We start from the raw sequence: 21,316 nt of genomic DNA, 5'->3' as shown, positions 1-21,316 counted from the left end.
GCCATCAGAGGGCGGCGGCGGTGCTGGACGCTTCGGCCGGGGCGGTTGCCGAAGGATCTTGGAGCACCTCGATCGACACGACGTCTTCGATGACCGAGTTCGAGAAGACGTCGTCGGCGAGCTGCTTCACGTCGGCCAGGATGGCGTCGGTCACCTCGTCGACGGTGATCTCGAAGCGCTTGCCGATGCGCACCTCGGTGGCGAAGTCTTTGCCGAGACGGGCGAGAGCGAAGGTGACTGCCTTGCCCTGGGGGTCGAGCAGTTCAGCCTTGGGCATGACTTCGACGACGATCGTGGGCACAGGAACTCCATCACGTAGAGGGGAGGCGAGCGGACTCGCCAAGTCTACAAGTCGCGCCATTAGCGGCAGACGCCAAGATTCCTGTCAGCCCGCTCTTATACGGCGGGCCCAGAGTAGAGCTTGTCGGAGAGACGAGGCCTTGTGATCGGGCTTCTGACTCACTCCGGCTCAGCCGTGGAGTATCTGATCCACTCCCGGCCCGAAGGCGCCCAGCCATTTCCCCCGATGGCTGGGCGCCTCCCTTATTTCCCCTCAGCTGTGTGCCTTTGCAAGAGCGCCAGCCAGGCAAGCAGGCAGCCAGGTCAGTCGCGAGCCCCGCGCAGGTGTGCCCGGGTCAGCGCCTCCATCTCGTCGTCGCTCAGCTCGTCGACGGCGCGGGCCTCGCGGCGGTCGGTGCGACTCCAGCGCACGAACAGGAAGATCAGCACGGGAATGTCGGCCACCTCGGCGATGAACCAGAGCAGATCGCCCGAGAGCTGCTGATCGCGCAGCTGTGACGGGAACCACCCGGGCGCGAACGCCGCGACGGCGTGCCCCTGGTCGAGCACATGGCCGGTGATGCGCAGCACGATCGCGGGGATGGCATCGAGGATCAGCTCGACGAACGCCAGCAGGAACTCGACGGTGATGAAGAAGCTCGTGTGCACGCGAGACCCCTCGAAGACCGGCAGGATCATCAGCAGCCCGGCGACCGGAACGAGCACCGTGATGAGCGATTCGCCCACGGCGTTCTCGCGGATCGAGAAGGCGAGCGGCGTGAGGAAGACCGCGAAGACGGCCAGCGCGAACAGCGGCGAGAAGATCGCGCTGCCGACGACTCTCAGAAACGAGGATCCGAGGAACCGCTCCAATCGAGCCCGCCCGGCCTCCCCGAGTGCCGCTCGGGCCAGGTGCACGGGCCGACCGAGCGCGATGAGGGCCGGCACCACGAACAGCAGCAGTGCGATCCGGGTGGTGAAGGCGAAGCGCAGATCGTGGCTGTACGCGCCGAGGAACCCGAACGAGATGATCGCGTACGACCCGAGCCCCAGCACGAAGAAGGCCGCTGTGCGTGCCGGGCTCCAGCGGGTGCCCTCTCGACGGGCTCGAATGACACCGGCTCCGAAGAGGATGGCTGCACCGACGATCACGGCCAGCGCGACGGGGTCGAGGCGGAACGTGAGCAGCACGGTAGAGACGGGAGGCGTGGCTATTCCAATCGGTGAGGCGGGCGCTGACAAGTATGCGCCCACCGCGAGGACTCCTCGCTTATTTTGAATCACTCAAAACAAGTGGTTCACTTGTCGCATGACTTCACTCGAGGCGAGCACCAGGATCCGAGACGCGGGCCTCCGCGTCACGGCACCCCGTGTCGCCGCGATCGAAGCGCTGATCGACCACTCGCACGCGACGGCCGACGAGGTCTTCACTCGCGTGGCCGCCCGGCTCCCCGGCACTAGCCTCCAGGCGACATACGGAGTGCTCGCTGCCCTCACCGGCATCGGCATCCTCCGGCGGATCGAGCCGGCTGGCTCGCCCGCTCGCTACGAGCTCCGCACCGGAGACAATCACCACCACGTCGTCTGCTCCATCTGCGGAGCGATCGCCGACGTCGACTGCGTGGTCGGCGAAGCGCCGTGCCTCGCCCCGTCGTCGACCTCGGGCTACACGGTGACCACCGCGGAGGTGACCTTCTGGGGGCTGTGCCCCGAGTGCCGAGCCTCCGAGCTCGACGGGGCCGCTGGCGCGGCCGAGCCGTCGGATCCTGAACTTTCTCTTTCGTCCATCTCGATCAGCAAGGAGTCTCATGACTGACCAATTGCACAACCACACGACAACTCAGGCCGGGGCGCCCGTCGCCAGCGACGAGCACTCGCAGAGCGTCGGCGCCGACGGCCCCATTGCGCTTCACGACGTCTACCTCGTCGAGAAGCTCGCGCAGTTCAACCGCGAGAAGGTGCCCGAGCGCATCGTCCACGCCAAAGGCGGCGGCGCGTTCGGAACGTTCACCGTGACGAACGACGTGTCGAAGTACACCCGCGCCTCGCTGTTCCAGCCCGGTGCGACCACCGAGATGCTCGCTCGCTTCTCTACCGTCGCCGGTGAGCAGGGTTCGCCCGACACCTGGCGCGACCCCCGCGGCTTCGCGCTGAAGTTCTACACCGACGAGGGCAACTACGACCTCGTGGGCAACAACACGCCCGTCTTCTTCATCCGCGACGGCATTAAGTTCCCCGACTTCATCCACTCGCAGAAGCGCCTTCCGGGCTCGCACCTCCGCGACCACAACATGCAGTGGGACTTCTGGACTCTCTCGCCCGAGTCGGCCCACCAGGTCACCTGGCTCATGGGCGACCGCGGCCTCCCGGCCTCGTGGCGCATGATGGACGGCTTCGGGTCGCACACCTACCAGTGGATCAGCGCCTCGGGCGAGAAGTTCTGGGTCAAGTACCACTTCAAGAGCGACCAGGGCAACGAGATTCTCACGCAGGACGACGCCGACCGTATCGCCGGTGAAGACGCCGACTTCCACATCCGCGACCTCTCCGAGGCACTCGAGCGCGGCGACTTCCCGACCTGGAAGCTGTCGGTGCAGGTCATGCCCTACGACGACGCGGCCTCGTACCGCTTCAACCCGTTCGACCTGACGAAGGTGTGGCCGCACAGCGACTACCCGCTGATCGAGGTTGGCACCATGGAACTCAACCGCAACCCCGAGAACTACTTCGCGCAGATCGAGCAGGCCACCTTCGCCCCCTCGAACTTCGTGCCCGGGATCGCCGCCAGCCCCGACAAGATGCTGCTCGCCCGCATCTTCAGCTACGCCGACGCTCACCGCTACCGCGTGGGCACCAACCACGCGCAGCTGCCGGTGAACATGCCGCACACCGAGGTCAACGACTACTCGAAAGACGGTGGCGCCCGCTACCACTTCTCGTCGGCGACGACCCCGGTCTACGCACCCAACTCGGTCGGTGGCGCACACGCGTCGCCCGAGGCGCACGGTGACGACTCGGGCTGGGAGTCCGACGGGCTCCTGACCCGCACGGCCGCCACGCTGCACCCCGAAGACGATGACTTCGGCCAGGCCGGCACCCTGTACCGCGAGGTTCTCGACGACGCCGCTCGTGAGCGCATGGTCGGCAACATCGTCGGCCACGTGTCGAAGGTCACGCGCCCCGACCTGCTCGAGCGCGTGTTCGCTTACTGGACGTCGGTTGACCCCGATCTCGGGGCTCGCGTTCGCGCCGGTGTCTCGCCCGAGGCTCCCGGTTCGAACGAGGATCCGGCTGCCGTCGGCATCTCGCAGTAGTAGGGCCTTTCGGCCTCAGCATCACAAAACCCTCGCGTTCGGCGTCCGAGGTGGTCCCAGGGCCACCTCGGTCGCCGCCCGCGAGGGTTTGGCTTTGCGCGGCCGGCGCCGCGCGGGTCGCAGTGCCGAACGGCCGGAGCTTGTCGGAGGTCCGGCACCGCGACCCGCGTCGCGCCAAGAGGAAGCGGTGCGGCGCGGGTCGCAGGCGCGGATGGCCGGAGCTTGTCGGAGGTCCGCGCCCGCGACCCGCGTCGCGCCAAATAGATTCAGACCATCTGGCCGTTCCAGCGGATGTCGCCGTCGGGCCAGGCCTCGCGGTCGGCGCCGCGGGGGCGGATCAGCCAGCCTTCGTCCTGACTCACCAGGGTGGATGCTCCGTCGGCGGTGAGGGCGTTGTAGTGGCCGGTCACTCCGTCGAGGGGTTCCCATCCGTGGCGGCGGTAGAAACCTTGCACTGCTTCGCCGGTCTCGAGCAGGCCGAAGGGAACGCCGAGCCCGCTGAGTGCGTCGTCGACGTACGAGAGCAGGCCGGTGCCGAGGCCGGTTCCCTGCAGGATCGGCGAGACGGCCACCATCCCGACGGCACCGACGAGCTGGTCGACATCGCCGACGGTCACGAATTGGCGTCGGATGCCGGCGTGGGCGACGACGACGTCGCCAGCACGGGCGATGACTCGCAGCTCGGGTTGCATTCCGGCCCAGCTCCGCGCGCCCTGGTACCAGTGATCGTATGACGGGAACGCCCGCGCGAGGGTCGCGGTGATCGCCTCGTGGTCGTCGAGGGTGAGGTCGCCCTCGGCCACGGTCGTGAAGATGGGGTGGGTGGGGCCGTCGTCGGCGGGGGAGTCGGCGTCAGCTTGGTAGGTCATGGGCTCACCGTACTCACCGATAGCGGGCACCGACCTCCAGCCGGCACAGACCTCTGGCCGACACAGACCTCTAGCCAGCACAGACCTCTAGCCGACGCTGTGCGGACTCGGCGACGTGCCGCGGCAGGGCCCGGTGTCCGCGAGACGTCGGGCGGCGGATCCTGGTGCTGCTAGGAGAGCGTCTTGCCGAAGCAGATCGAGTCGCGGTGCCCGACGTAGTGGCCGAAGTTGGGGATGCGCGTGTAGCCCTCACGCTCGTAGAAGCGGATCGCGTCGGGCTGTGCGCTGCCCGTCTCGAGCACCAGGCGGCTCCAGCCGCGAGCCACGGCGCGGGATTCGAGGGCCTGGAGCACGGTGACGGCTGCCCCGCCGCCGCGACTGTTCGAGCGGACGAACATGCGCTTGATCTCGGCATCCCCGGCCGGGGCCACGCCGTCTTCGTCGTGGAGCTCGCGGAGGCCCCCGCACGCGACCGGCTTGCCGTCGATCGTCGCGACGACGAACTCGGCGATGTCGTCGGCCGTGGGCTTGACGCCCGGCTCGGAATCGTCGGTGCCGTAGCGGATGGCGATCTCAGCCCGCTGCTCGCAGCGGAGGTGTGCGCCTTCGGGGTCGGTCCACGGGCGATCCTGAATCTGGATGTCCGTCGCAGTTGCGTTCGTCACCGGAACATTCTGCATCTTCTTCGCTCCGATCGTTAATCAGGTCCATCCAGATTCATGGATTGCCGCTCGGCCACGGCCGAATCAGTGATCAGGAGGTGAGGCGTTCGAGCAGCTCGCGGTATCGACCCGCCGTCTGCTCGACGACCTCGGCCGGGAGCATGGGCGGGGTGCCCTCTTTGTTCCAGTTGTCGAGAAGCCAGTTGCGCACGATCTGCTTGTCGAAGCTGTCAGTGCGGTTACCGCCGTCGTAGGTGTGGCGATCCCAGTAGCGGCTGGAGTCGCTGGTGAGCACCTCGTCGGCGAGAGTGATCTCGCCGGTGACACGGTCGGCGCCGAACTCGAACTTGGTGTCGGCGAGGATCACGCCGCGCTCCTCGGCGATCTCGGACGCCGCCCGGAAGATCGACAGCGAGAGGTCGCGGAGGGCCGTCGCGGTGGCCTCGCCGACCAGTTCGACGGTGCGCTCGAACGTGATGTTCTCGTCGTGGTCGCCCAGCTCGGCTTTGAACGCGGGCGTGTAGATCGGCTCGGGCAGGCGGTCGCCCGATGCGAGGCCGGCGGGCAACGGGATACCGCAGACGGTGCCGGACTCCTGGTATTCGAGCCACCCGCTGCCCACGAGGTAGCCGCGCACGACGCACTCGATCGGGAACATGTCGAGCGACTTCACCAGCATCGACCGGTCGGCCACCGAGGCCGGAACGGCCGGAACCGCAGGATCCGCGACGCTGCCGCTCGACAGGAGGTGGTTGGCGACGGGCAACCGCTCGAACCACCACCGGCTCAGACGCGTGAGCAGGGCGCCTTTGTCGGGGATGCCGGGCTCGAGCAGGTGGTCGAAGGCGCTCACGCGATCGCTCGCGACGACGAGCACGGCCGGGGCGTCGCTGAGGTCGGTCGCGCCCAGCGGCACGTAGAGGTCGCGCACCTTGCCCGAGTAGAAGTGGCGCCAGCCGGGCAGATCGCCCGAGGCGGGGGTCGGCGCGGCGGTGGTCACTCGGCGACCTTCGCGGCGATGTCGCGGCGGTAATGGCCGCCCTCGAGGCCGATTCGACCGAGCGCCTCGTAGGCGCGGGCGCGGGCCTCGGTGAAGTCGGCGCCGGCGCCGACGACGCTGAGCACCCGGCCACCGGTGGCGACGAGGGTGTCGTCGAGGCGGGCCGTCGCGGCGTGGGCGATGCTGACGCCCGGCACGGCGAGCGCTTCGTCGAGGCCGGTGAGGGCGCGACCGGTCTGCGGAGACTCGGGGTAGCCCTCGCTGGCGAGGACGACCGTGACGGCGACGTCGGTCGCGAAGGTCGGTGCAGCATGCTGCGAGAGCGAGCCGGTTGCCGCGGCGAGGAGCAGGTCGCTGAGCGGTGATGTGAGCCGGGGGAGGACGACCTGCGTCTCGGGGTCGCCGAACCGGGCATTGAACTCGATGACGCGGATGCCCTGCTCGGTGAGGATCAGCCCGGCGTAGAGAAGACCGATGAACGGCGTGCCCTCTTTGGCGAGCTGCCGAACCGTGGGGAGAGCAATCGTCTCGATCACCTCGGCGACGAAGTCGGCCTCGCTGCCGAAGCGGTCGGCGAGCCAGGGCAACGGCGAGTAAGCGCCCATGCCGCCGGTGTTGGGGCCGGCGTCGCCGTCGAGGAGGCGCTTGAAGTCTTGGGCGGGGCTCAGCGGGAGCACGGTGTGGCCGTCGGAGATCAGGAAGAGCGAGACCTCTTGCCCGTCAAGGAACTCTTCGACGAGCACTGAGCCGTGCTGCAGCCAGTAGGTGGCGTGCTCGAGGGCCGCGTCGCGCTCGGTGGTGACCAGCACCCCCTTGCCGGCGGCGAGGCCGTCGGCCTTGACGACGTAGGGGGCGCCGAACTCGTCGATCGCCGCGGTCGCTTCGGCCAGGTTGCCCGTGCGAACGGCGCGACCGGTCGGAACTCGCGCTTCGTCCATGATCCGCTTCGCGAAGGTCTTGCTGCCTTCGAGGGCAGCAGCCCTCTTGCCGGGGCCGAACACGGGAATGCTGTGGGCACGCAACTCGTCGGCGACACCGGCGACCAGGGGTGCCTCCGGGCCGATGACGACCAGCTCGATGTCGTTTTCGAGGGCGTACTCGGTGACAACCTTGCCGTTGGTCGCGTCGAGCTGGACGGTCTCGACGTCGTGGGCTAGACCGGCGTTGCCGGGCGCGGAGACGATATGGTGCGGCGGTGTCGCCGAAGCGGCGCTGCCGTCTCGACCCGCCCCCTCACGGAGAAGAGCGGTGACGATGGCGTGCTCACGAGCACCGGAGCCGAGGACGAGGATTCGCACGGGGGATACCTTATCGAGTATGGCCAAAGCGAGAATCGATCCCTCCACAGGGCGGGCAGCCGTCCGCACGGCACTCGAGGAGGGCACCGAAGCCGTGAGGCCGACGACCGCCACGGCGGTCCGGTATCTGCTGCAGCTACTCGGCGACCGCGAGCCGGGAGCGACGGTCGAGGTGCGGGTTCCTCCGTTCGGGGCCGTGCAGTTTCGCGAGGGGCTGAGCCACACGCGCGGCACCCCGCCGAACGTCGTCGAGACCGACGCGCAGACCTTTCTGGCGCTCGCCGACGGGCGACTCCGATGGGAGGACGCGGTCGACCGCGCGCTCGTGTCGGCGTCCGGCAGCCGGGCCGACCTCGTCGGATACCTTCCCATCGCGTGGGGTGGGTCAGCCGAGTGAGCCGTGGGATCCTCGGCTCTCTCGAAGCGAAGCTCGCCGGGTCGGGAAGCGCGGCTGTTCCTGAGAGAATGGTGTCGTGAGTACGGCACCCGACGATCTTCCGCAGCCCGAGCCGCAGGTCAGCGCGACCCGCGACGAGGTGCGAGTGCGGCGAGCGCCGAAATACCCGGTCTTCATCTTCGGCGGAATCGTCGTGGGCGTCGTCGTCACGCTGATCGCCGTTGTGGCTGCACCCGGTGACGACCAGACGCCGTTCGCGCAGGTCTTCGGCTACTTCGTGCTCTATGGCATCGCGATCGGCGCTCTGGTCGGAGCGATCGTCGCCGTCATCCTCGACGCGATCCTGTCGCGCCGCGGTCGTTCGGTCGAAGGGGAGCGGACGGTCGTCGAGACACCCGAGCCCGACGAGGCCGATCAGCCGGTCGACGGCGAACTCGAATAGTCAGTCGGGCAGCACCTCCTCAGCCCCGAGTGGGCTGACGATTAGCGCTGGACGCGGAGGCGGGCCAGCAGGTCGGGCCCGCGCCGATCGAGCTCGCGGCCGCCGATTCGCACTCCGTTGACGAGCAGGGTCGCGCCGAGCCCCAGCCCGACCACCAGTGTGATCGCGCCGAGCAGGGCGCTGCCCGTGGCTCCGGCGACCACCGTCAGCACGATCTCGGGCAGCGAGAGCAGCAGCAGAACGCCCCAGGTCGCGAACGTGGTCACCGACGTGGTGAACCCGGCCCCGGTCTTCGCAGCGAAGGGGCTGTCGCCGGGCGCGGGAACCGGCAGCACGATCCGCGCCGACGACACGCTCGAGAGACCCAGCCCGGTGAGGAGCATCCCGATCGACAGGCCGAGCAAGGCCGGCAGAGACGACCAGGATCCCGCGACCGCCACCGATCCGACCGTGATCGCGACGACGATGGGCACTGCGAACGAGGAGACGGCGATCACGCGCCCGGCGCGATCGGCGCGGCCGGGCAACCCGGCCGACAGGTGCGCCGCGAAGGCGGTGGAGTCGTACGACAGGTCGGTGAAGATCGACAGCGAGACGAGCACCGCGACGACCGGACCCGAGGCGGTCACGAGGCCCGGCAGATCGAGCGTGCGGCTGTTGACGAAGAGCAGGATCGGGAAGATCGGGATCAGGATCAACTGCCGGCTGTAGCGGGGGTCGCGGATCCAGTAGGTCAGGGCTCGGGCCGCAACGGCGCCGGTGGGGGTGGCCGGGAGGCGGGCGAAGAGACCGATGTCGCCCGCGGCCGCGCTCTTCGAGGCCGGCTGCTGGGTCGAGACGAGTGCGGTCGCGAGGCTGCGGCGCCAGACGACGACGACGATCGCGAGGGTGGCGAGCGCGATGAGCAGTTTCAGAGCGGCGGCTCCGGGATGGCCGAGGGCGATGTCGGAGGGGACCGACCAGGCGGCACCGAGCGGGCTCCAGCTGAGCCCCTCCGCCAAGACGGGCAGCGTCGCTGCAGCGCCCCGGAGCCCCTGGGCGAGCACGGTGATGGCTGGGCCGAGCAGGAGCAGCGGAATGAGCAGCAGGATCCCCGAAATCTCGCGGTACCGCCGGTGGGCGGAGAGGCCCGCGTTGAGCGACTCGATCATCCGTGACGCGCAGACGCAGGTCAGCACGGCGAGCGTCGCCACCAGGAGGGCGACGAGGGCGATCCCCGGCTGGCGCCACCAGGTGGCGGCCGTGAAGAGGCCCGCCAGGAGCGTCACCGCGCCGGGGATGCCGAGCAGACCGCAGACGGCCAGGGCGGCCACCAGGCGGGTGGGAGCGAGCGGGAAGATCTTGAGGCGCGCGACGCTCAGCGTCTGGTCGATCCCCGACGCGAGCAACGGCACGATCGCCCAGCCGAGAAGGGTCGCCGACCCTGCGAGCACGACGATCGTCTTGATCAGGCCGACCGGGGCCGAACCGAGAAAGACGAGGCCGGCGAACACCACGGCCAGAATCCCGACGCCGTAGATGCCTCCGGCGATGACGGCGACCAGCTGCCAGGGGCTCCGAGCCAGGGTGTTGCGCAGCACCAGCAGCCGGAGGCTCAGGAGGTGCGCAACCACTCCGGCCCCCTCGTGTGGTGGCGACCGCCGACGAGATCGACGAAGACGTCTTCGAGGTCTCGCCCGCCGCGGACCTCGTCGACGGTGCCCGAGGTCAGCACTCGCCCGGAGGCGATGATGGCCACGTGGTCGCACATGCGCTGCACCATGTCCATCGCGTGGCTCGACACGATCACAGTGCCGCCCGACTCGACGTAGCCGTGCAGGATGTCACGGATGTTGGCGGCCGAGACCGGATCGACTGACTCGAACGGCTCGTCGAGCACCAGCAGTCGCGGTGCGTGCACCAGAGCCGTGGCGAGAGCGATCTTCTTCGTCATGCCGGCCGAGTAGTCGACGACGAGCTTGCCGGCCGCCTCGTTCATGTCGAGCAGGTCGAGCAGGTCGCGGGTGCGCGTCTTCACTGTCTCGCGGTCCATGCCGTTGAGCAGGCCGTGATAGGTGATGAGCTGCTCGCCGCTGAGACGGTCGAAGAGGGCGATCCCGTCGCTGAGGACCCCGACGAGGCGCTTGGCCGCAGTGGGATCAGCCCACACATCGGTGCCCAGGATCCTGATCTCTCCCGCATCGGGGCGCAGCAGGCCCGTCGCCATCGAGAGCGTCGTGGTCTTTCCTGCGCCGTTCGGGCCGACGAGCCCGAAGAAGGATCCGGCGGGAACCTCCAGATCGAGACCCTGCACCGCGACCTTTTCGCCGAACCGCTTGGCCAGGCCGCGAATGCCAAGCGCCGGGGCGCCCGTTTCGTCGCTCGGCCGACTCGGCGCTACCGAGTCGAGCAGACGCATCGCGGGGTCGGGTGGAGGAGCATCAGACATGGTGCCGATCAGCCTACGCACCCGTCCGGTCTCACCACGGGGTGAAACAGGGGGTGCCGCCCGGGCGGGGGCGGTGCGTGCCGGGCTCAGCTGAGCTGGTTCGCCTCGACCCACGCCAGGTATTCGGGGGTGACCGAGCCGGTGACGTAGTCGCCCGTGAAGCAGCTCATCTCGAGGTCGGTGACGTTCGACCCCTCGGTGATCGCGGCGCGCATGTCTTCGACCTCTTGGTAGATGAGGTGGTCGGCGCCAAGCACCTTGGCGATCTCGGGGATCTTGCGATCGTGCGCGATCAGCTCCTGCCGTGTCGGCATGTTGATGCCATAGACGTGAGGGAATCGCACGGGAGGCGCGGCCGAGGTGAATGTGACCTCATTGGCGCCGGCGGCCCGTGCCATCTCGACGATCTCGCGCGAGGTGGTGCCGCGCACGATCGAGTCGTCGACGATCAGGATGTTCTTGCCCTTGAACTCGGAGCCCATCGCATTGAGCTTCTGACGGACCGAGCGCTTGCGCTCCGCCTGCCCCGGCATGATGAAGGTGCGGCCGATGTAGCGGTTCTTGTAGAAGCCCTCGCGGTATTCGATGCCGAGCTTCTGCGCGACCTGGGAGGCGGCCGGGCGCGACGAGTCGGGGATCGGCATGACTACGTCGATGTTGCCCGTCGGGGCGTACTTCGCGACCGTGTCGGCCAGCTTGTCGCCGAGGCGAAGGCGGGCGTCGTAGACCGAGATGCCGTTCATCACCGAGTCGGGGCGGGCCAGGTAGACGTACTCGAACGAGCAGGGCACGAGCCGGGGGTGCGAGTGGCACTGCTTCGAGACCATCTCTCCGTCGAGCGTCACGAAGATGGCCTCGCCGGGAGCGACGTCGCGGACGATCTCGTAGCCGGCCGACTCGAGCACGAGACTCTCGGAGGCGACGATCCACTCCATGCGACCGCTGCCGTTCAGAGCCTGGCGCTTGCCGAGGATCAGCGGGCGGATACCGAACGGGTCGCGGAAGGCGAGGAGGCCGTGGCCGGCGATCATCGCGATGGCGGCGTACGAGCCCTCCACGCGGTCATGCACGCGCGTCACGGCGGCGAAGACCTGCTCGGGATCGAGCTCGTGGCCGTTGACCTGCTCCTGAAGCTCGTGCGCGAGCACGTTCACCAGGAGCTCGGTGTCGCTGTTCGTGTTGAGGTGGCGACGGTCGATGTGGAACAGCTCGCTCGTCAGCTCACGCGTGTTGGTGAGGTTGCCGTTGTGAATGAGCGTGATGCCGTAGGGCGCGTTCACGTAGAACGGCTGCGCCTCCTGCTCGTTCGACGCGGCGCCCTTGGTCGCGTAGCGCACGTGGCCGATGCCCATGTTGCCGAGGAGACCCCGCATGTCGCGGGTGCGGAAGCCCTCGCGAACCTGGCCGCGGGTTTTCGAGACGTGGAAAATGCTGCCTTCTGCGGTAGCGATTCCGGTCGAGTCTTGCCCCCGGTGCTGAAGCAGGAGGAGGGCGTCGTAGACGAGTTGATTTGCTGGCTCGTGCGCGACGAGACCGACGATGCCGCACATGCGCAGCTGGCTCCAGACCGTAGAGTTGGGCTTACCCAGACAGTCTGTCATGCCTGCGATTGGAACGAGAATTGACCAACTCCGCCGCCTCGAACGTCTCGAGCTCCGCTGCGTCCGCCTCGAGTTCGTATGCCGCGGCCGGAGTCGACACCGCCGCCGGTGACCTCGCCGTCGAGTTGATGAAGTCGGCCGTCTCGGCCACGCACACCACCAACGTGATGGGCGGGGTCGGCGGTTTCGCGGGCCTCTTCGACGTCTCGTTCCTCAAGAGCTTCGACCGCCCGCTGCTCGCCACCAGCACCGACGGAGTCGGCACGAAGGTCGCCATCGCGCAGGCGCTCGACAAGCACGACACCATCGGCCAAGACCTCGTCGGCATGGTCGTCGACGACATCGTGGTGGTCGGCGCCAAGCCCCTTTTCATGACCGACTACATCGCCTGCGGCAAGGTCGTCCCGTCGCGCATCGCCGACATCGTCGCCGGTATCGCCCGCGGGTGCTCGGCGACCGGCACGGCCCTCGTCGGCGGCGAGACCGCTGAGCATCCCGGCCTGCTCGGGCCCGACGACTACGACGTCGCGGGGGCTGCGGTGGGAGCGGTCGAGTCGGGCTCCCAGCTCGGGCCGCACCTCGTCGAGGAGGGCGACGTGGTGCTCGCGCTGGAGTCGTCCGGCCTCCACTCCAACGGCTTCTCGCTCGTGCGCCACATCCTGCGCTCGGCCGACCTCGGCTACAGCGACTCGAACGACGACCTCGGCGGCGTGATCGGCGAGGTGCTCCTCGAGCCCACGCGCCTCTACACGTCGCCCCTGCTGGCCGTGCTCGACGAGCCGTCGCTCAGGGGGAGCGTCCATGCGCTAAGCCACGTGACCGGAGGCGGGATCGCCGCCAACCTCGCTCGAGTGCTGCCGGTCGGTTCCTGGACCGAGGTCGACCGCGGCTCCTGGTCGCCGGCCCCGGTGTTCCGCGTGCTGAGCGACATCGCCGGGTCGACCCTCGAGTCGAGCGAAGGCACCTGGAACCTCGGCATCGGCATGATCGCCGTCGTCGCGCGCGACTCCGCAGCCGCGGTCGCTGCCCACCTCGAAGCGAGCGGAATCCGCACCTGGCAGGTCGGTGCCGTGTCGGTCGGCATCCGCGACCTCAGCGGCTTCGAGCAGGGCGCCAAGGGCGTCGACGGCGGGGCCGTGCGGCTCGTCGGGGCCTACGCGGGCTGAGCCGAGCGGCGGTCGCCGAGCCTCGCGGGTCGGGGCGCGCCAGATGGCCGAATCGTCGGTCGGCTCCGCCGGATACTGAAGTTCAGGCCATCTCGCTGGCCCGACGAGCGCAGCCGCCTAAACGGAGGACCGGCGGGGCACAGGTCGGGAACAGCGGAGTCCGCATTTCGCGGGACAAACGGGCGATTTGGTCGTACTCTGTGATGGTTGCTCAACGATGAGCGGCACGGCAATGACGCCACATCACCCCAGAGGACCACCCGATGTCTTTCACCCGCACAGTCACCGTCATCGATCACGAGGTCGTCGTCCGCACCGTCGAGGTGCCCGACGAGGCCCCGGCGCAGACATTCACCGCGATCACCGGTGGGCGTCGGACCGCTGCGTTCACGGCGGCTGGCGGACTCTTTGTTATCGCCCTGGCCCTCATGCCCGCGGTGACGGCCGCATTCCATTGAGCCGTCGCCCGCATCTCGAATGACGAATGCCGCCTCCCGGAGGAAGCGGCATTTCGCTGTGAGGTTCGCCGAGCGAGCGCTCAGGCCGACTTGTGCTGCGGCTCGTCGTGCTCGACGAAATCGTCGGCGTACTTATCGACGTACTGATCGTCGGTGTCGTCTTCTTCTACCTCGTCGGCCCACTTGTCGACGTTATTGTCGTCGCCGTGCGGGCTGGAGAGCTCTTTTTCGAGCGCACCGTAGTTGGTGTCCGGGCTGAAGTACTTCAGCTCGCGGGCAACCTTGGTGTGCTTGGCTTTTTGACGGCCACGCCCCATGCGAGACCCCCTCGTGATTCTGGTTCCGGTTGACTGCAGATGCGACTCAAATCGAAGCGCGCCTCGACTGGAATCACCACCGAGCCCGGGAACTACCGACAGGTAAATGGTGCAAAACTAACCGCAACCTTAGCATGTGCCTGCACGGCACGACCCCGAGTCGAGCTACGGCCAGAATGGACGCATGGTTGTCGCATCAGGAGCCCCGTCTGCCGCTCCGCGAACCAGGGTCGTCATCATCGGTGCCGGTCAGGCCGGACTTTCGGTCGCCTACTACCTCCGCCGGTTCGGTCTCGTACCGGGCTCCGACTTCGTCGTCGTCGACCGCGGCCCCAGCACTGGGGGAGCCTGGCAGTTCCGCTGGAGAGCACTCCGTCTCGGCACCGCCCACAAGGTCAACGACCTCCCCGGCCTCGCCGACCTCGGCCTCAGTTTCGACACCGCCGACCGGAGCGTGCCGGCGCGCGACATCGTCTCCGACTACTACGACCGCTACGAGCGGTACTACGACCTCCGTGTGCGCCGCCCGTTCGAAGTCCGCCGGGTCGACGAGTCGGGCGACGGCGACCTCGTCGTCGAGCTCGCGCACGCTTCAGGATCCAGGTCTTCCGACGAGACCGAGACCCTCACCACCGAGATCGTGGTCAACGCCACGGGGACGTGGGGGTCGCCCTTCCGCCCGTACTACCCCGGTCGCGACGACTTCGCCGGGCGACAGCTGACCACCGCCGAGTACGTCTCCGCCGACGAGTTCACCGGGCAAGACGTCGTGGTCGTGGGCGGGGGAACGAGCGCCATCGGATTCCTCCTGGAGCTCGAGAGGGCGGGCGCGACGACGACCTGGGCGACGAGGCGGCCGGTCGAGTGGTTCGACCAGCAGGAGCTCGGAGTCGAGATGGGGCTCGCCGCGGTCGGCGAGCAGGACGAGGCGGCGAAGCGGGGGCTCGCACTCCCAAGCATCGTGAGCGGCACCGGGGTGCCCATGACTCGTCGCAATCGGGCGGGCATCGACCGTGGGGTGCTGGTCGATCGGCCGATGTTCGCCTCGATCGAGAAAGACGGAGTGCGGTGGGGCGACGAATCCTTCGCCCCGGCCGACGCGATCATCTGGGCGACCGGGTTCCGGCCCGAGCTGCGGCATCTCGCACCCCTCGGCCTGCGGAGCGCCCAGGGCGGCGTGGCCGTCGAGCGGGGTGTCTCGACGGTGGATCGGCGGGTGTTCTTCGCGGGCTACGGGCCGCAGGCGTCGACGATCGGGGCCAACCGGGCCGGGCGGGTCATCGCGCGACAGGTGCTGCTGGCTCTGTCTCGCTCGCGCTAGCGACGCGGCGGGTCGTCCTGCGACTTCTTCGAGGGCGCCGACGCGCTGTTGCGGGCCGTCGACCGGGCGGCAGCAGCCTTGCGGCGCGACTTCGTGGTGGTACCGCCGTGCTGGTCGTGCTTCGGCGCAGCGGCGTTCGCGGCGGCCATGGCCTTCTCGGCCTCCGCCTGGGCGATCTTCGCCGAGGCCGCATCGGCGTGCATGCTCCGCGGCACGGGTTTCACCGGGCGGCGCGGCTCTCCGGAGCGGTCCTGGCCCGGGAAGACCCGCGAGCGACGGCCGTAGAGCAACTCGGACGAGTCGAGGAGCCACGGCACGAGCGCCACCGTGACGCCGTGGGCGAGCATGAGCTTCTGGCGGATCCTTCGGCTTCTGTGGTTGTGAAGCAGCGACTCCCACCAGTGCCCGACGATGTAGATCGGGGTGTAGACGGTGACGACCTCGGCGCCGAATTCTTCGCGGTGCGCCTTGATGTACTTGATCACGGGCACGGCTACGTCGCGGTAGGGCGACGGGATGATGATGAGCGGGACGTCGATGTTCATGTCGTCCCACTGCTTCTGCAGGCGGTCGGTCGACTCGTGGTCGACGGCGACGTGGATGGCCTCCAGGGTGTCGTGCCGGGCCGCAATCGCGTAGTCGATCGCCTTGAGCACGGGCTTCTGCATCTTGCCGACCAGCACGATCGCGTGGTCGCCCGATGCGCCGAAGGTCGTGGTCTCGTCGACCTCCACCTCGACGTCGACGTCGCGGTAGTAGCGGTTGACGCCGAGCATGAGGGTGAACAGGATCGGCATCACGACGAACACGATCCAGGCGCCGTGTGTGAATTTCGTGATGGTGACGACCACGAGCACCGTGAACGTCATGATCGCGCCGATCAGGTTGATCGTCAGCGAGCGCTTGATCTGACCCCGGTCGACGGTCGCGGGATCGCGCAGGAGCCGCAGCCAGTGGCGCACCATGCCGGTCTGGCCGAGTGTGAACGACACGAAGACGCCGATGATGTACAGCTGGATCAGCTGAGTGACGTTCGCCCGGAAGATGAGCAGAATTACGCTCGCGATGACCGCGAGCACGATGACGCCGTTCGAGTAGATGAGTCGGTCGCCGCGGCTGTTGAGCGCCTTGGGGGCGTACGTGTCGCGCGCGAGGATGGAGCCGAGGAGCGGGAAGCCGTTGAAGGCCGTGTTCGCGGCGAGAAGCAGCACGGCCGCCGTGACGGCTTGGATCACGTAGAAGGCGATGCTGCCCGGGCCGAAGACCGCGCTCGCCACCTGCGAGATCAGGCTCGGCTGCGGAGTCGTCGCGCAGTTCGCCATGCCGATCAGGTCGCAGGCGCGCTCGGCGTAGTGCACCTTCGAGATGAGTGCCACCGAGACGAGCCCGGCGAACAGCACGATCGCGATGCCACCCATGAGCACCAGGGTCTTCTGCGCGTTCTTGACCTTGGGGAGCCGGAAGGCGGGCACGCCGTTGGCGATCGCCTCGACGCCGGTGAGAGCCGAGCAGCCGGAGGCGAAAGCGCGGAGGAGGAGAAGGACGAACGCCGCGTGGGCCACGTTATCGCCCTGCACGGTGTAGCCGGCGCTCTCGGCGACTGGTGCATCGCCCATCGCCGTGCGCACGAGGGCCACGATGATCATCACGAACACGCTGGTGATGAAGAGGTAGGTCGGCACCGCGAACGCTTTGCCGGATTCGCGGACACCGCGAAGGTTCACGGCGGCGAGCAGGATCACGAAGAAGATCGCCATCTCGACGCGGATGCCGTTCAGCTCGGGCAGCGCCGAGATGATGTTGTCGACGCCCGAAGCGACCGAGACGGCCACGGTCATGACGTAGTCGACGAGCAGGGCCGACGCGACGATGAGGCCGGGCTTCTCACCCAGGTTCTTGCGAGCGACCTCGTAGTCGCCGCCGCCAGACGGATACGCCTTGATGAGCTGCCGGTACGAGAGGACGACGACGATCAGAAGGATCACGACGGCCGCCGCGACGCCCGGCGCGAGAGTGAGGAACCCCAGCCCGCCGATCAGCAGAATCATCAGAAGTTCCTGCGGCGCGTAGGCCACGGAACTCAGCGGGTCGCTCGCGAAGATGGGGAGCGCGAGGTGCTTGGGAAGGAGCTGCCCCTCGAGCTTCTCGGAGGAGAGGGGCTCGCCGATCAGCCAGCGCTTGGGAGACCGAACGTCGTTACTCACGAGCCGCAAGCCTAATCGCGTGCAATCGACTGTCAACACCAGCGCGACACGCTCTATTCTCCCAGTTCTCGGGTCCCTCCCAGTCAGCTCACTGTCTTGAGTCCGAGCGAGGCACAGCCGCCCCCCAGTGCGGCTGGTGTTGCATAAGAAAACTGTCTGTTTCTTCGGGTCATCGGGTGGAGCCTTCGTGCATCTTCTTTCTGTCTTCAGCCTGCGCAACCGCGCGCTGATCGCTCTCATCACCATCGTGGTGGCGATCTTCGGCGGCTACGCGCTGACTTCGCTCAAGCAGGAGTTGATTCCCGACATCCAGTTCCCCCAGGTCGCGATCGTCTCCTCGTACCCTGGAGCCTCTCCGCAGGTCGTGAACGACAGCGTCTCGGCTCCGATCGAGAAGGCGATCCAGGTGATCCCCGGCCTGAAGTCGACCACTGCGACGTCGCAGACCTCCGAGAGCAACATCTCGGCCGAGTTCGACTACGGCACCGACCTGCCCGCCACCGAGGAGAAGATTCAGCAGGCGATCGACACCGTCTCGCTTCCCGACAGCGTCGACACCCAGGTGGTCTCGGGCAGCCTCGACGACCTCCCGGTCGTGCAGCTCGCCGTGACCGGCGGGCCCGCCGACAAGCAGAAGCTCGTCGACGACCTGACCAACATCACGGTCCCGGCCCTGCAGAAACTCGACGGTGTGCGGCAGGCCTCGGTCTACGGCGATGCCGGGCAGCGCGTCACCATCGAGCCGGATCAGGAGAAGCTCCAGGCGGTCGGGCTCTCGACGGCGGCCATCAAGGACGCCCTGGACGACAACGGCACTCTCCTGCCCGGTGGCCAGATCACCCAGAACGGCAAGACCCTCTCGATCCAGTCGGGCGCGCGCCTCACCTCGGTCGCTCAGGTGAAGAAGCTGCCGCTGGTCGGGGCGAAGAACGCTCTCACCGGTCAGGTCGAAGCGACCGACATCGCCGACGTGGCCACCGTGAAGCTGACCAGCGCCCCGGTGACGTCGATCTCTCGCGTCAACGGCAAGGACGCCCTGACGATCGCGGTGACGAAGACCCTCGAGGCGAACACGGTCAGCGTCTCGAGCACGATCCGCGATCAGATTTCGTCTCTCGAGTCGAACCTGTCGGACGGCGTCAAGATCGAGGTGGTTTTCGACCAGGCCCCGTTCATCACGCAGTCGATCGAAAGCCTCTCGACCGAGGGGCTTCTCGGCCTCCTCTTCGCGGTCGTCGTGATCCTCGTCTTCCTGCTGTCCCTCCGGTCGACGCTCGTCACCGCCATCAGCATCCCCACCAGCGTCTTGATCACGTTCATCGGGCTGCTCGCATCGAACTACACGCTCAACATCCTCACGCTCGGTGCCCTGACGATCGCCATCGGGCGCGTGGTGGACGACTCCATCGTCGTCACCGAGAACATCAAGCGGCACCTGGTTCCAGGAGTCGACCGGATCACGGCCATCACCGAGGCTGTTCGCGAGGTCGCCGGTGCCGTCACGGCCTCGACGATCACGACCGTCGTCGTGTTCCTTCCGCTCGCCTTCGTCCAGGACGTCACGGGCGAGCTCTTCCGGCCCTTCGCGCTGACCGTCGTGATTGCGCTCGCCGCCTCGCTCTTCGTGTCGCTGACGATCGTCCCCGTGCTCGGCTACTGGTTCATGCGCGCGCCGAAGGTGCACAAGCACGAGGTCGGGGCCGAGGCAGCCGCGGTGCCCGCAACGACTCCGTCGACCGCACCCAGAGCGCCCGGCGCGACCCGCATCGACCCGGAGCCGGCCGACCGCCTTCACCGCGTGTATCGGCCGATCCTGCTGGCGACCCTCCGTCACCCGTGGATCACCGTCGTGGCCGCTCTCGTCATCTTGGCCGGGTCGGGTGGGGCCGCGACTCTCTTGACCACGAACTTCCTCGGATCCTCGGGTCAGAACACCCTCACTGTCACGCAGGTGCTTCCGGCCGCGTCGAGCCTCGCCGTGCAGTCCGACCAGGCCGAGAAGGTCGAGAAGGCCCTCGACTCGACCGACGGGGTCGAGACGGTGCAGCTCACGATCGGCTCCAGCGGAAACTCGCTCGCCGCCTTCTTCGGCGGAACCGGCGGCAGCACGGTCACGTACCAGATCACCACCGACGAGAACGCCGACCAGGATGCCCTGACGGCGACCGTCCGCGACCGGCTCGACGCGCTGAGCGACGCCGGAGACATCTCGGTGGAGGCCTCGAGCGGCCTCGGCTCCTCGAGCGACATCGAGGTGAACGTCACCTCGAACGACGCTTCGACGCTCGCGAAGGCGTCCGACCGCGTGCTGAAGGCGATGAAGGGACTGCCCGCCACAGCGGGAGCGTCGACCAACCTCTCGGCCGCCCAGCCGCTCATCGGCGTCGAGGTGAACCGCGCCAAGGCAGCCTCGTACGGGCTCTCTGAGCTCGATGTCGGAGGCATCGTCTCACAGGCCGTGCAGCCGTTCCAGGTCGGCTCTCTCGAGATCAACGACTCCACTGTCGACATCTACACGATTCCGACCGACCCGCCGAAGACGCTTGCCTCGCTCAAAGACGTCGAGATCCCGACGTCGACCGGCACCGTTCCCCTCTCGACGATCGCCACGGTCTCGCAGACCGAGGGGCCGACGTCGATCACGACCGAGAACGCCGTTCGCAGCGCGACGATCACGATCACGCCGTCGTCCGACAACCTGTCGGCCGCCAACTCGCAGGTGACCGGTGCGCTCGCCGGAGTCGACCTGCCGAAGGGAGCTACCGCCGCGATCGGCGGTGTGACCGCCCAACAGGGCACCGCCTTTACCGACCTCGGCATCGCGATCCTCATCGCGATTCTGATCGTCTACATCGTCATGGTGGCCGCGTTCAAGAGCTTGCTGCAGCCAGTGCTCCTTCTGGTGTCGATCCCCTTTGCCGCCACCGGGGCGATCCTGCTGCAGCTGATCGCGAAGGTGCCCCTCGGCGTTCCGTCGGTGATCGGATTCCTGATGCTCGTCGGAATCGTGGTGACGAACGCCATCGTGCTCATCGACCTCGTCAACCAGTACCGCCGTCGGGGGCTCCGGGTGCACGAGGCTCTCGTGGAGGGCACGTCGCGGCGTCTTCGCCCAATCCTGATGACCGCCCTCGCCACGATCTTCGCCCTCACCCCGCTCGCGATCGGGCTCACCGGGCACGGATCGTTCATCTCGCAGCCGCTCGCGCTGATCGTCATCGGTGGGCTCGTCTCGTCGACCGTTCTGACCCTTATCGTGCTGCCGGTGCTCTACTCGCTGATCTATTCGTGGCTGGAGCGACGAGCGGACCGCCGGGAGCGCGTGGCGGCGTAGCGACAGAGACGAGGATCCGATACGAGCGGCGGTCGCGGATCCTGCCCTCGCATCTTCGTCACCACTCGCGTAGTGTGTGTGGGTCGGCTCGAGACACCGCACTGTGCTGCTCTAACAGCACTGGCGGTTGGGTTTGTATGTCTCAGGGGCCGGAATCGCAGCGAATCGCGTTGCGAACAATCACATGTATGTGAACGGTCCCTGGCCAATGACTGCCCGGGTGAAT

19 protein-coding genes are annotated in these 21,316 nt (G+C 67.8%); 8 read left to right on the top strand and 11 right to left on the bottom strand.

Features of this window, described 5'->3' with window-relative positions; genetic code table 11:
- Nucleotides 1-4: 4 nt before the first annotated feature.
- Together purS and ITJ49_RS06015 are read right to left on the bottom strand one after the other, a co-directional pair.
- Nucleotides 5-301 (bottom strand): phosphoribosylformylglycinamidine synthase subunit PurS, encoded by a 297-nt coding sequence (purS, locus tag ITJ49_RS06020; protein WP_123940817.1) that lies wholly within the window; start codon nucleotides 299-301, stop codon nucleotides 5-7.
- A 302-nt stretch (nucleotides 302-603) separates the two neighbouring features.
- Nucleotides 604-1,470 (bottom strand): cytochrome c oxidase assembly protein, encoded by an 867-nt coding sequence (locus ITJ49_RS06015; protein ID WP_370544388.1) that lies wholly within the window; start codon nucleotides 1,468-1,470, stop codon nucleotides 604-606.
- Between the two features lie 118 nt (nucleotides 1,471-1,588).
- On the opposite strand from ITJ49_RS06015, the gene ITJ49_RS06010 reads away from it, so the two are divergent.
- Together ITJ49_RS06010 and ITJ49_RS06005 are read left to right on the top strand one after the other, a co-directional pair.
- Nucleotides 1,589-2,095 (top strand): Fur family transcriptional regulator, encoded by a 507-nt coding sequence (locus tag ITJ49_RS06010; RefSeq protein ID WP_194602685.1) that lies wholly within the window; start codon nucleotides 1,589-1,591, stop codon nucleotides 2,093-2,095.
- Nucleotides 2,088-3,593 carry a catalase gene (locus ITJ49_RS06005; protein WP_194602682.1) on the top strand — a complete coding sequence of 502 codons (1,506 nt, stop codon included), beginning with the start codon at nucleotides 2,088-2,090 and terminating at the stop codon, nucleotides 3,591-3,593. Before ITJ49_RS06010 ends, ITJ49_RS06005 begins: the two co-directional genes overlap by 8 nt.
- A gap of 266 nt (nucleotides 3,594-3,859) precedes the next feature.
- Here ITJ49_RS06005 and ITJ49_RS06000 read toward each other — a convergent pair whose 3' ends face one another.
- The 4 genes from ITJ49_RS06000 to purD all read right to left on the bottom strand — a co-directional run bounded on the left by ITJ49_RS06000 (nucleotide 3,860) and on the right by purD (nucleotide 7,422).
- Nucleotides 3,860-4,462, bottom strand: coding sequence for a GNAT family N-acetyltransferase (locus ITJ49_RS06000; RefSeq protein ID WP_194602679.1), 603 nt, complete (start codon nucleotides 4,460-4,462; stop codon nucleotides 3,860-3,862).
- A gap of 170 nt (nucleotides 4,463-4,632) precedes the next feature.
- A complete protein-coding gene (locus ITJ49_RS05995; protein WP_370544387.1) occupies nucleotides 4,633-5,127 on the bottom strand; it encodes a GNAT family N-acetyltransferase in 495 nt (164 codons plus the stop codon).
- An 88-nt stretch (nucleotides 5,128-5,215) separates the two neighbouring features.
- Nucleotides 5,216-6,124, bottom strand: coding sequence for a phosphoribosylaminoimidazolesuccinocarboxamide synthase (locus tag ITJ49_RS05990; RefSeq protein WP_194602674.1), 909 nt, complete (start codon nucleotides 6,122-6,124; stop codon nucleotides 5,216-5,218).
- Complete coding sequence (gene purD, locus ITJ49_RS05985) at nucleotides 6,121-7,422, bottom strand: phosphoribosylamine--glycine ligase (RefSeq protein WP_194602671.1); 1,302 nt, start codon at nucleotides 7,420-7,422, stop codon at nucleotides 6,121-6,123. The genes ITJ49_RS05990 and purD overlap by 4 nt, the downstream gene beginning before the upstream one ends.
- Nucleotides 7,423-7,441: 19 nt before the next feature.
- Here purD and ITJ49_RS05980 point away from each other — a divergent pair, with 19 nt between their 5' ends.
- Together ITJ49_RS05980 and ITJ49_RS05975 are read left to right on the top strand one after the other, a co-directional pair.
- Nucleotides 7,442-7,819: a sterol carrier family protein gene (locus ITJ49_RS05980; protein WP_194602668.1), complete on the top strand. Its 378-nt coding sequence runs from the start codon at nucleotides 7,442-7,444 to the stop codon at nucleotides 7,817-7,819.
- Nucleotides 7,820-7,895: 76 nt separating this feature from the next.
- Nucleotides 7,896-8,261, top strand: coding sequence for a hypothetical protein (locus ITJ49_RS05975; protein WP_123940832.1), 366 nt, complete (start codon nucleotides 7,896-7,898; stop codon nucleotides 8,259-8,261).
- 41 nt (nucleotides 8,262-8,302) lie between these two features.
- On the opposite strand, the gene ITJ49_RS05970 is transcribed toward ITJ49_RS05975, so the two are convergent.
- From ITJ49_RS05970 to purF, 3 genes are all read right to left on the bottom strand, one after another.
- Nucleotides 8,303-9,874, bottom strand: a complete 1,572-nt coding sequence (locus tag ITJ49_RS05970) for a transporter (RefSeq protein ID WP_194602664.1) — start codon at nucleotides 9,872-9,874, stop codon at nucleotides 8,303-8,305.
- Nucleotides 9,856-10,689, bottom strand: coding sequence for an ABC transporter ATP-binding protein (locus ITJ49_RS05965; protein ID WP_194602661.1), 834 nt, complete (start codon nucleotides 10,687-10,689; stop codon nucleotides 9,856-9,858). The genes ITJ49_RS05970 and ITJ49_RS05965 overlap by 19 nt, the downstream gene beginning before the upstream one ends.
- An 86-nt stretch (nucleotides 10,690-10,775) precedes the next feature.
- Nucleotides 10,776-12,239, bottom strand: coding sequence for an amidophosphoribosyltransferase (gene purF, locus ITJ49_RS05960; RefSeq protein ID WP_194602924.1), 1,464 nt, complete (start codon nucleotides 12,237-12,239; stop codon nucleotides 10,776-10,778).
- Between the two features lie 71 nt (nucleotides 12,240-12,310).
- On the opposite strand from purF, the gene purM reads away from it, so the two are divergent.
- Both purM and ITJ49_RS05950 read left to right on the top strand, forming a co-directional pair.
- A complete protein-coding gene (purM, locus tag ITJ49_RS05955; protein ID WP_194602657.1) occupies nucleotides 12,311-13,456 on the top strand; it encodes a phosphoribosylformylglycinamidine cyclo-ligase in 1,146 nt (381 codons plus the stop codon).
- 263 nt (nucleotides 13,457-13,719) lie between these two features.
- Complete coding sequence (locus tag ITJ49_RS05950; protein WP_055961013.1) at nucleotides 13,720-13,914, top strand: hypothetical protein; 195 nt, start codon at nucleotides 13,720-13,722, stop codon at nucleotides 13,912-13,914.
- Nucleotides 13,915-13,994: 80 nt separating this feature from the next.
- Here the strand turns inward: ITJ49_RS05950 and ITJ49_RS05945 are convergent, their stop codons facing one another.
- Nucleotides 13,995-14,231 carry a DUF3073 domain-containing protein gene (locus tag ITJ49_RS05945; protein WP_194602654.1) on the bottom strand — a complete coding sequence of 79 codons (237 nt, stop codon included), beginning with the start codon at nucleotides 14,229-14,231 and terminating at the stop codon, nucleotides 13,995-13,997.
- A 184-nt stretch (nucleotides 14,232-14,415) separates the two neighbouring features.
- Between ITJ49_RS05945 and ITJ49_RS05940 the strand changes: the two genes are divergently transcribed.
- The gene (locus ITJ49_RS05940; RefSeq protein ID WP_194602651.1) at nucleotides 14,416-15,552 is read left to right on the top strand and encodes an NAD(P)-binding domain-containing protein; all 1,137 of its coding nucleotides are present in this window, start codon (nucleotides 14,416-14,418) and stop codon (nucleotides 15,550-15,552) included.
- Here the strand turns inward: ITJ49_RS05940 and ITJ49_RS05935 are convergent.
- Complete coding sequence (locus ITJ49_RS05935) at nucleotides 15,549-17,765, bottom strand: APC family permease (protein ID WP_228514074.1); 2,217 nt, start codon at nucleotides 17,763-17,765, stop codon at nucleotides 15,549-15,551. The two genes, ITJ49_RS05940 and ITJ49_RS05935, sit on opposite strands and share 4 nt — an antisense overlap.
- 178 nt (nucleotides 17,766-17,943) lie before the next feature.
- Between ITJ49_RS05935 and ITJ49_RS05930 the strand changes: the two genes are divergently transcribed.
- On the top strand, nucleotides 17,944-21,090 hold the full coding sequence (locus ITJ49_RS05930) for an efflux RND transporter permease subunit (protein ID WP_194602645.1): 3,147 nt from the start codon (nucleotides 17,944-17,946) through the stop codon (nucleotides 21,088-21,090).
- The last annotated feature ends 226 nt before the right edge of the window (nucleotides 21,091-21,316 follow it).

The organism is Frondihabitans sp. VKM Ac-2883, from assembly GCF_015350875.1.
Lineage (GTDB): Bacteria > Actinomycetota > Actinomycetes > Actinomycetales > Microbacteriaceae > Frondihabitans.
The sequence above is the reverse complement of the archived record's forward strand: the minus strand, read 5'-3'. Positions and strand labels throughout refer to the sequence as shown.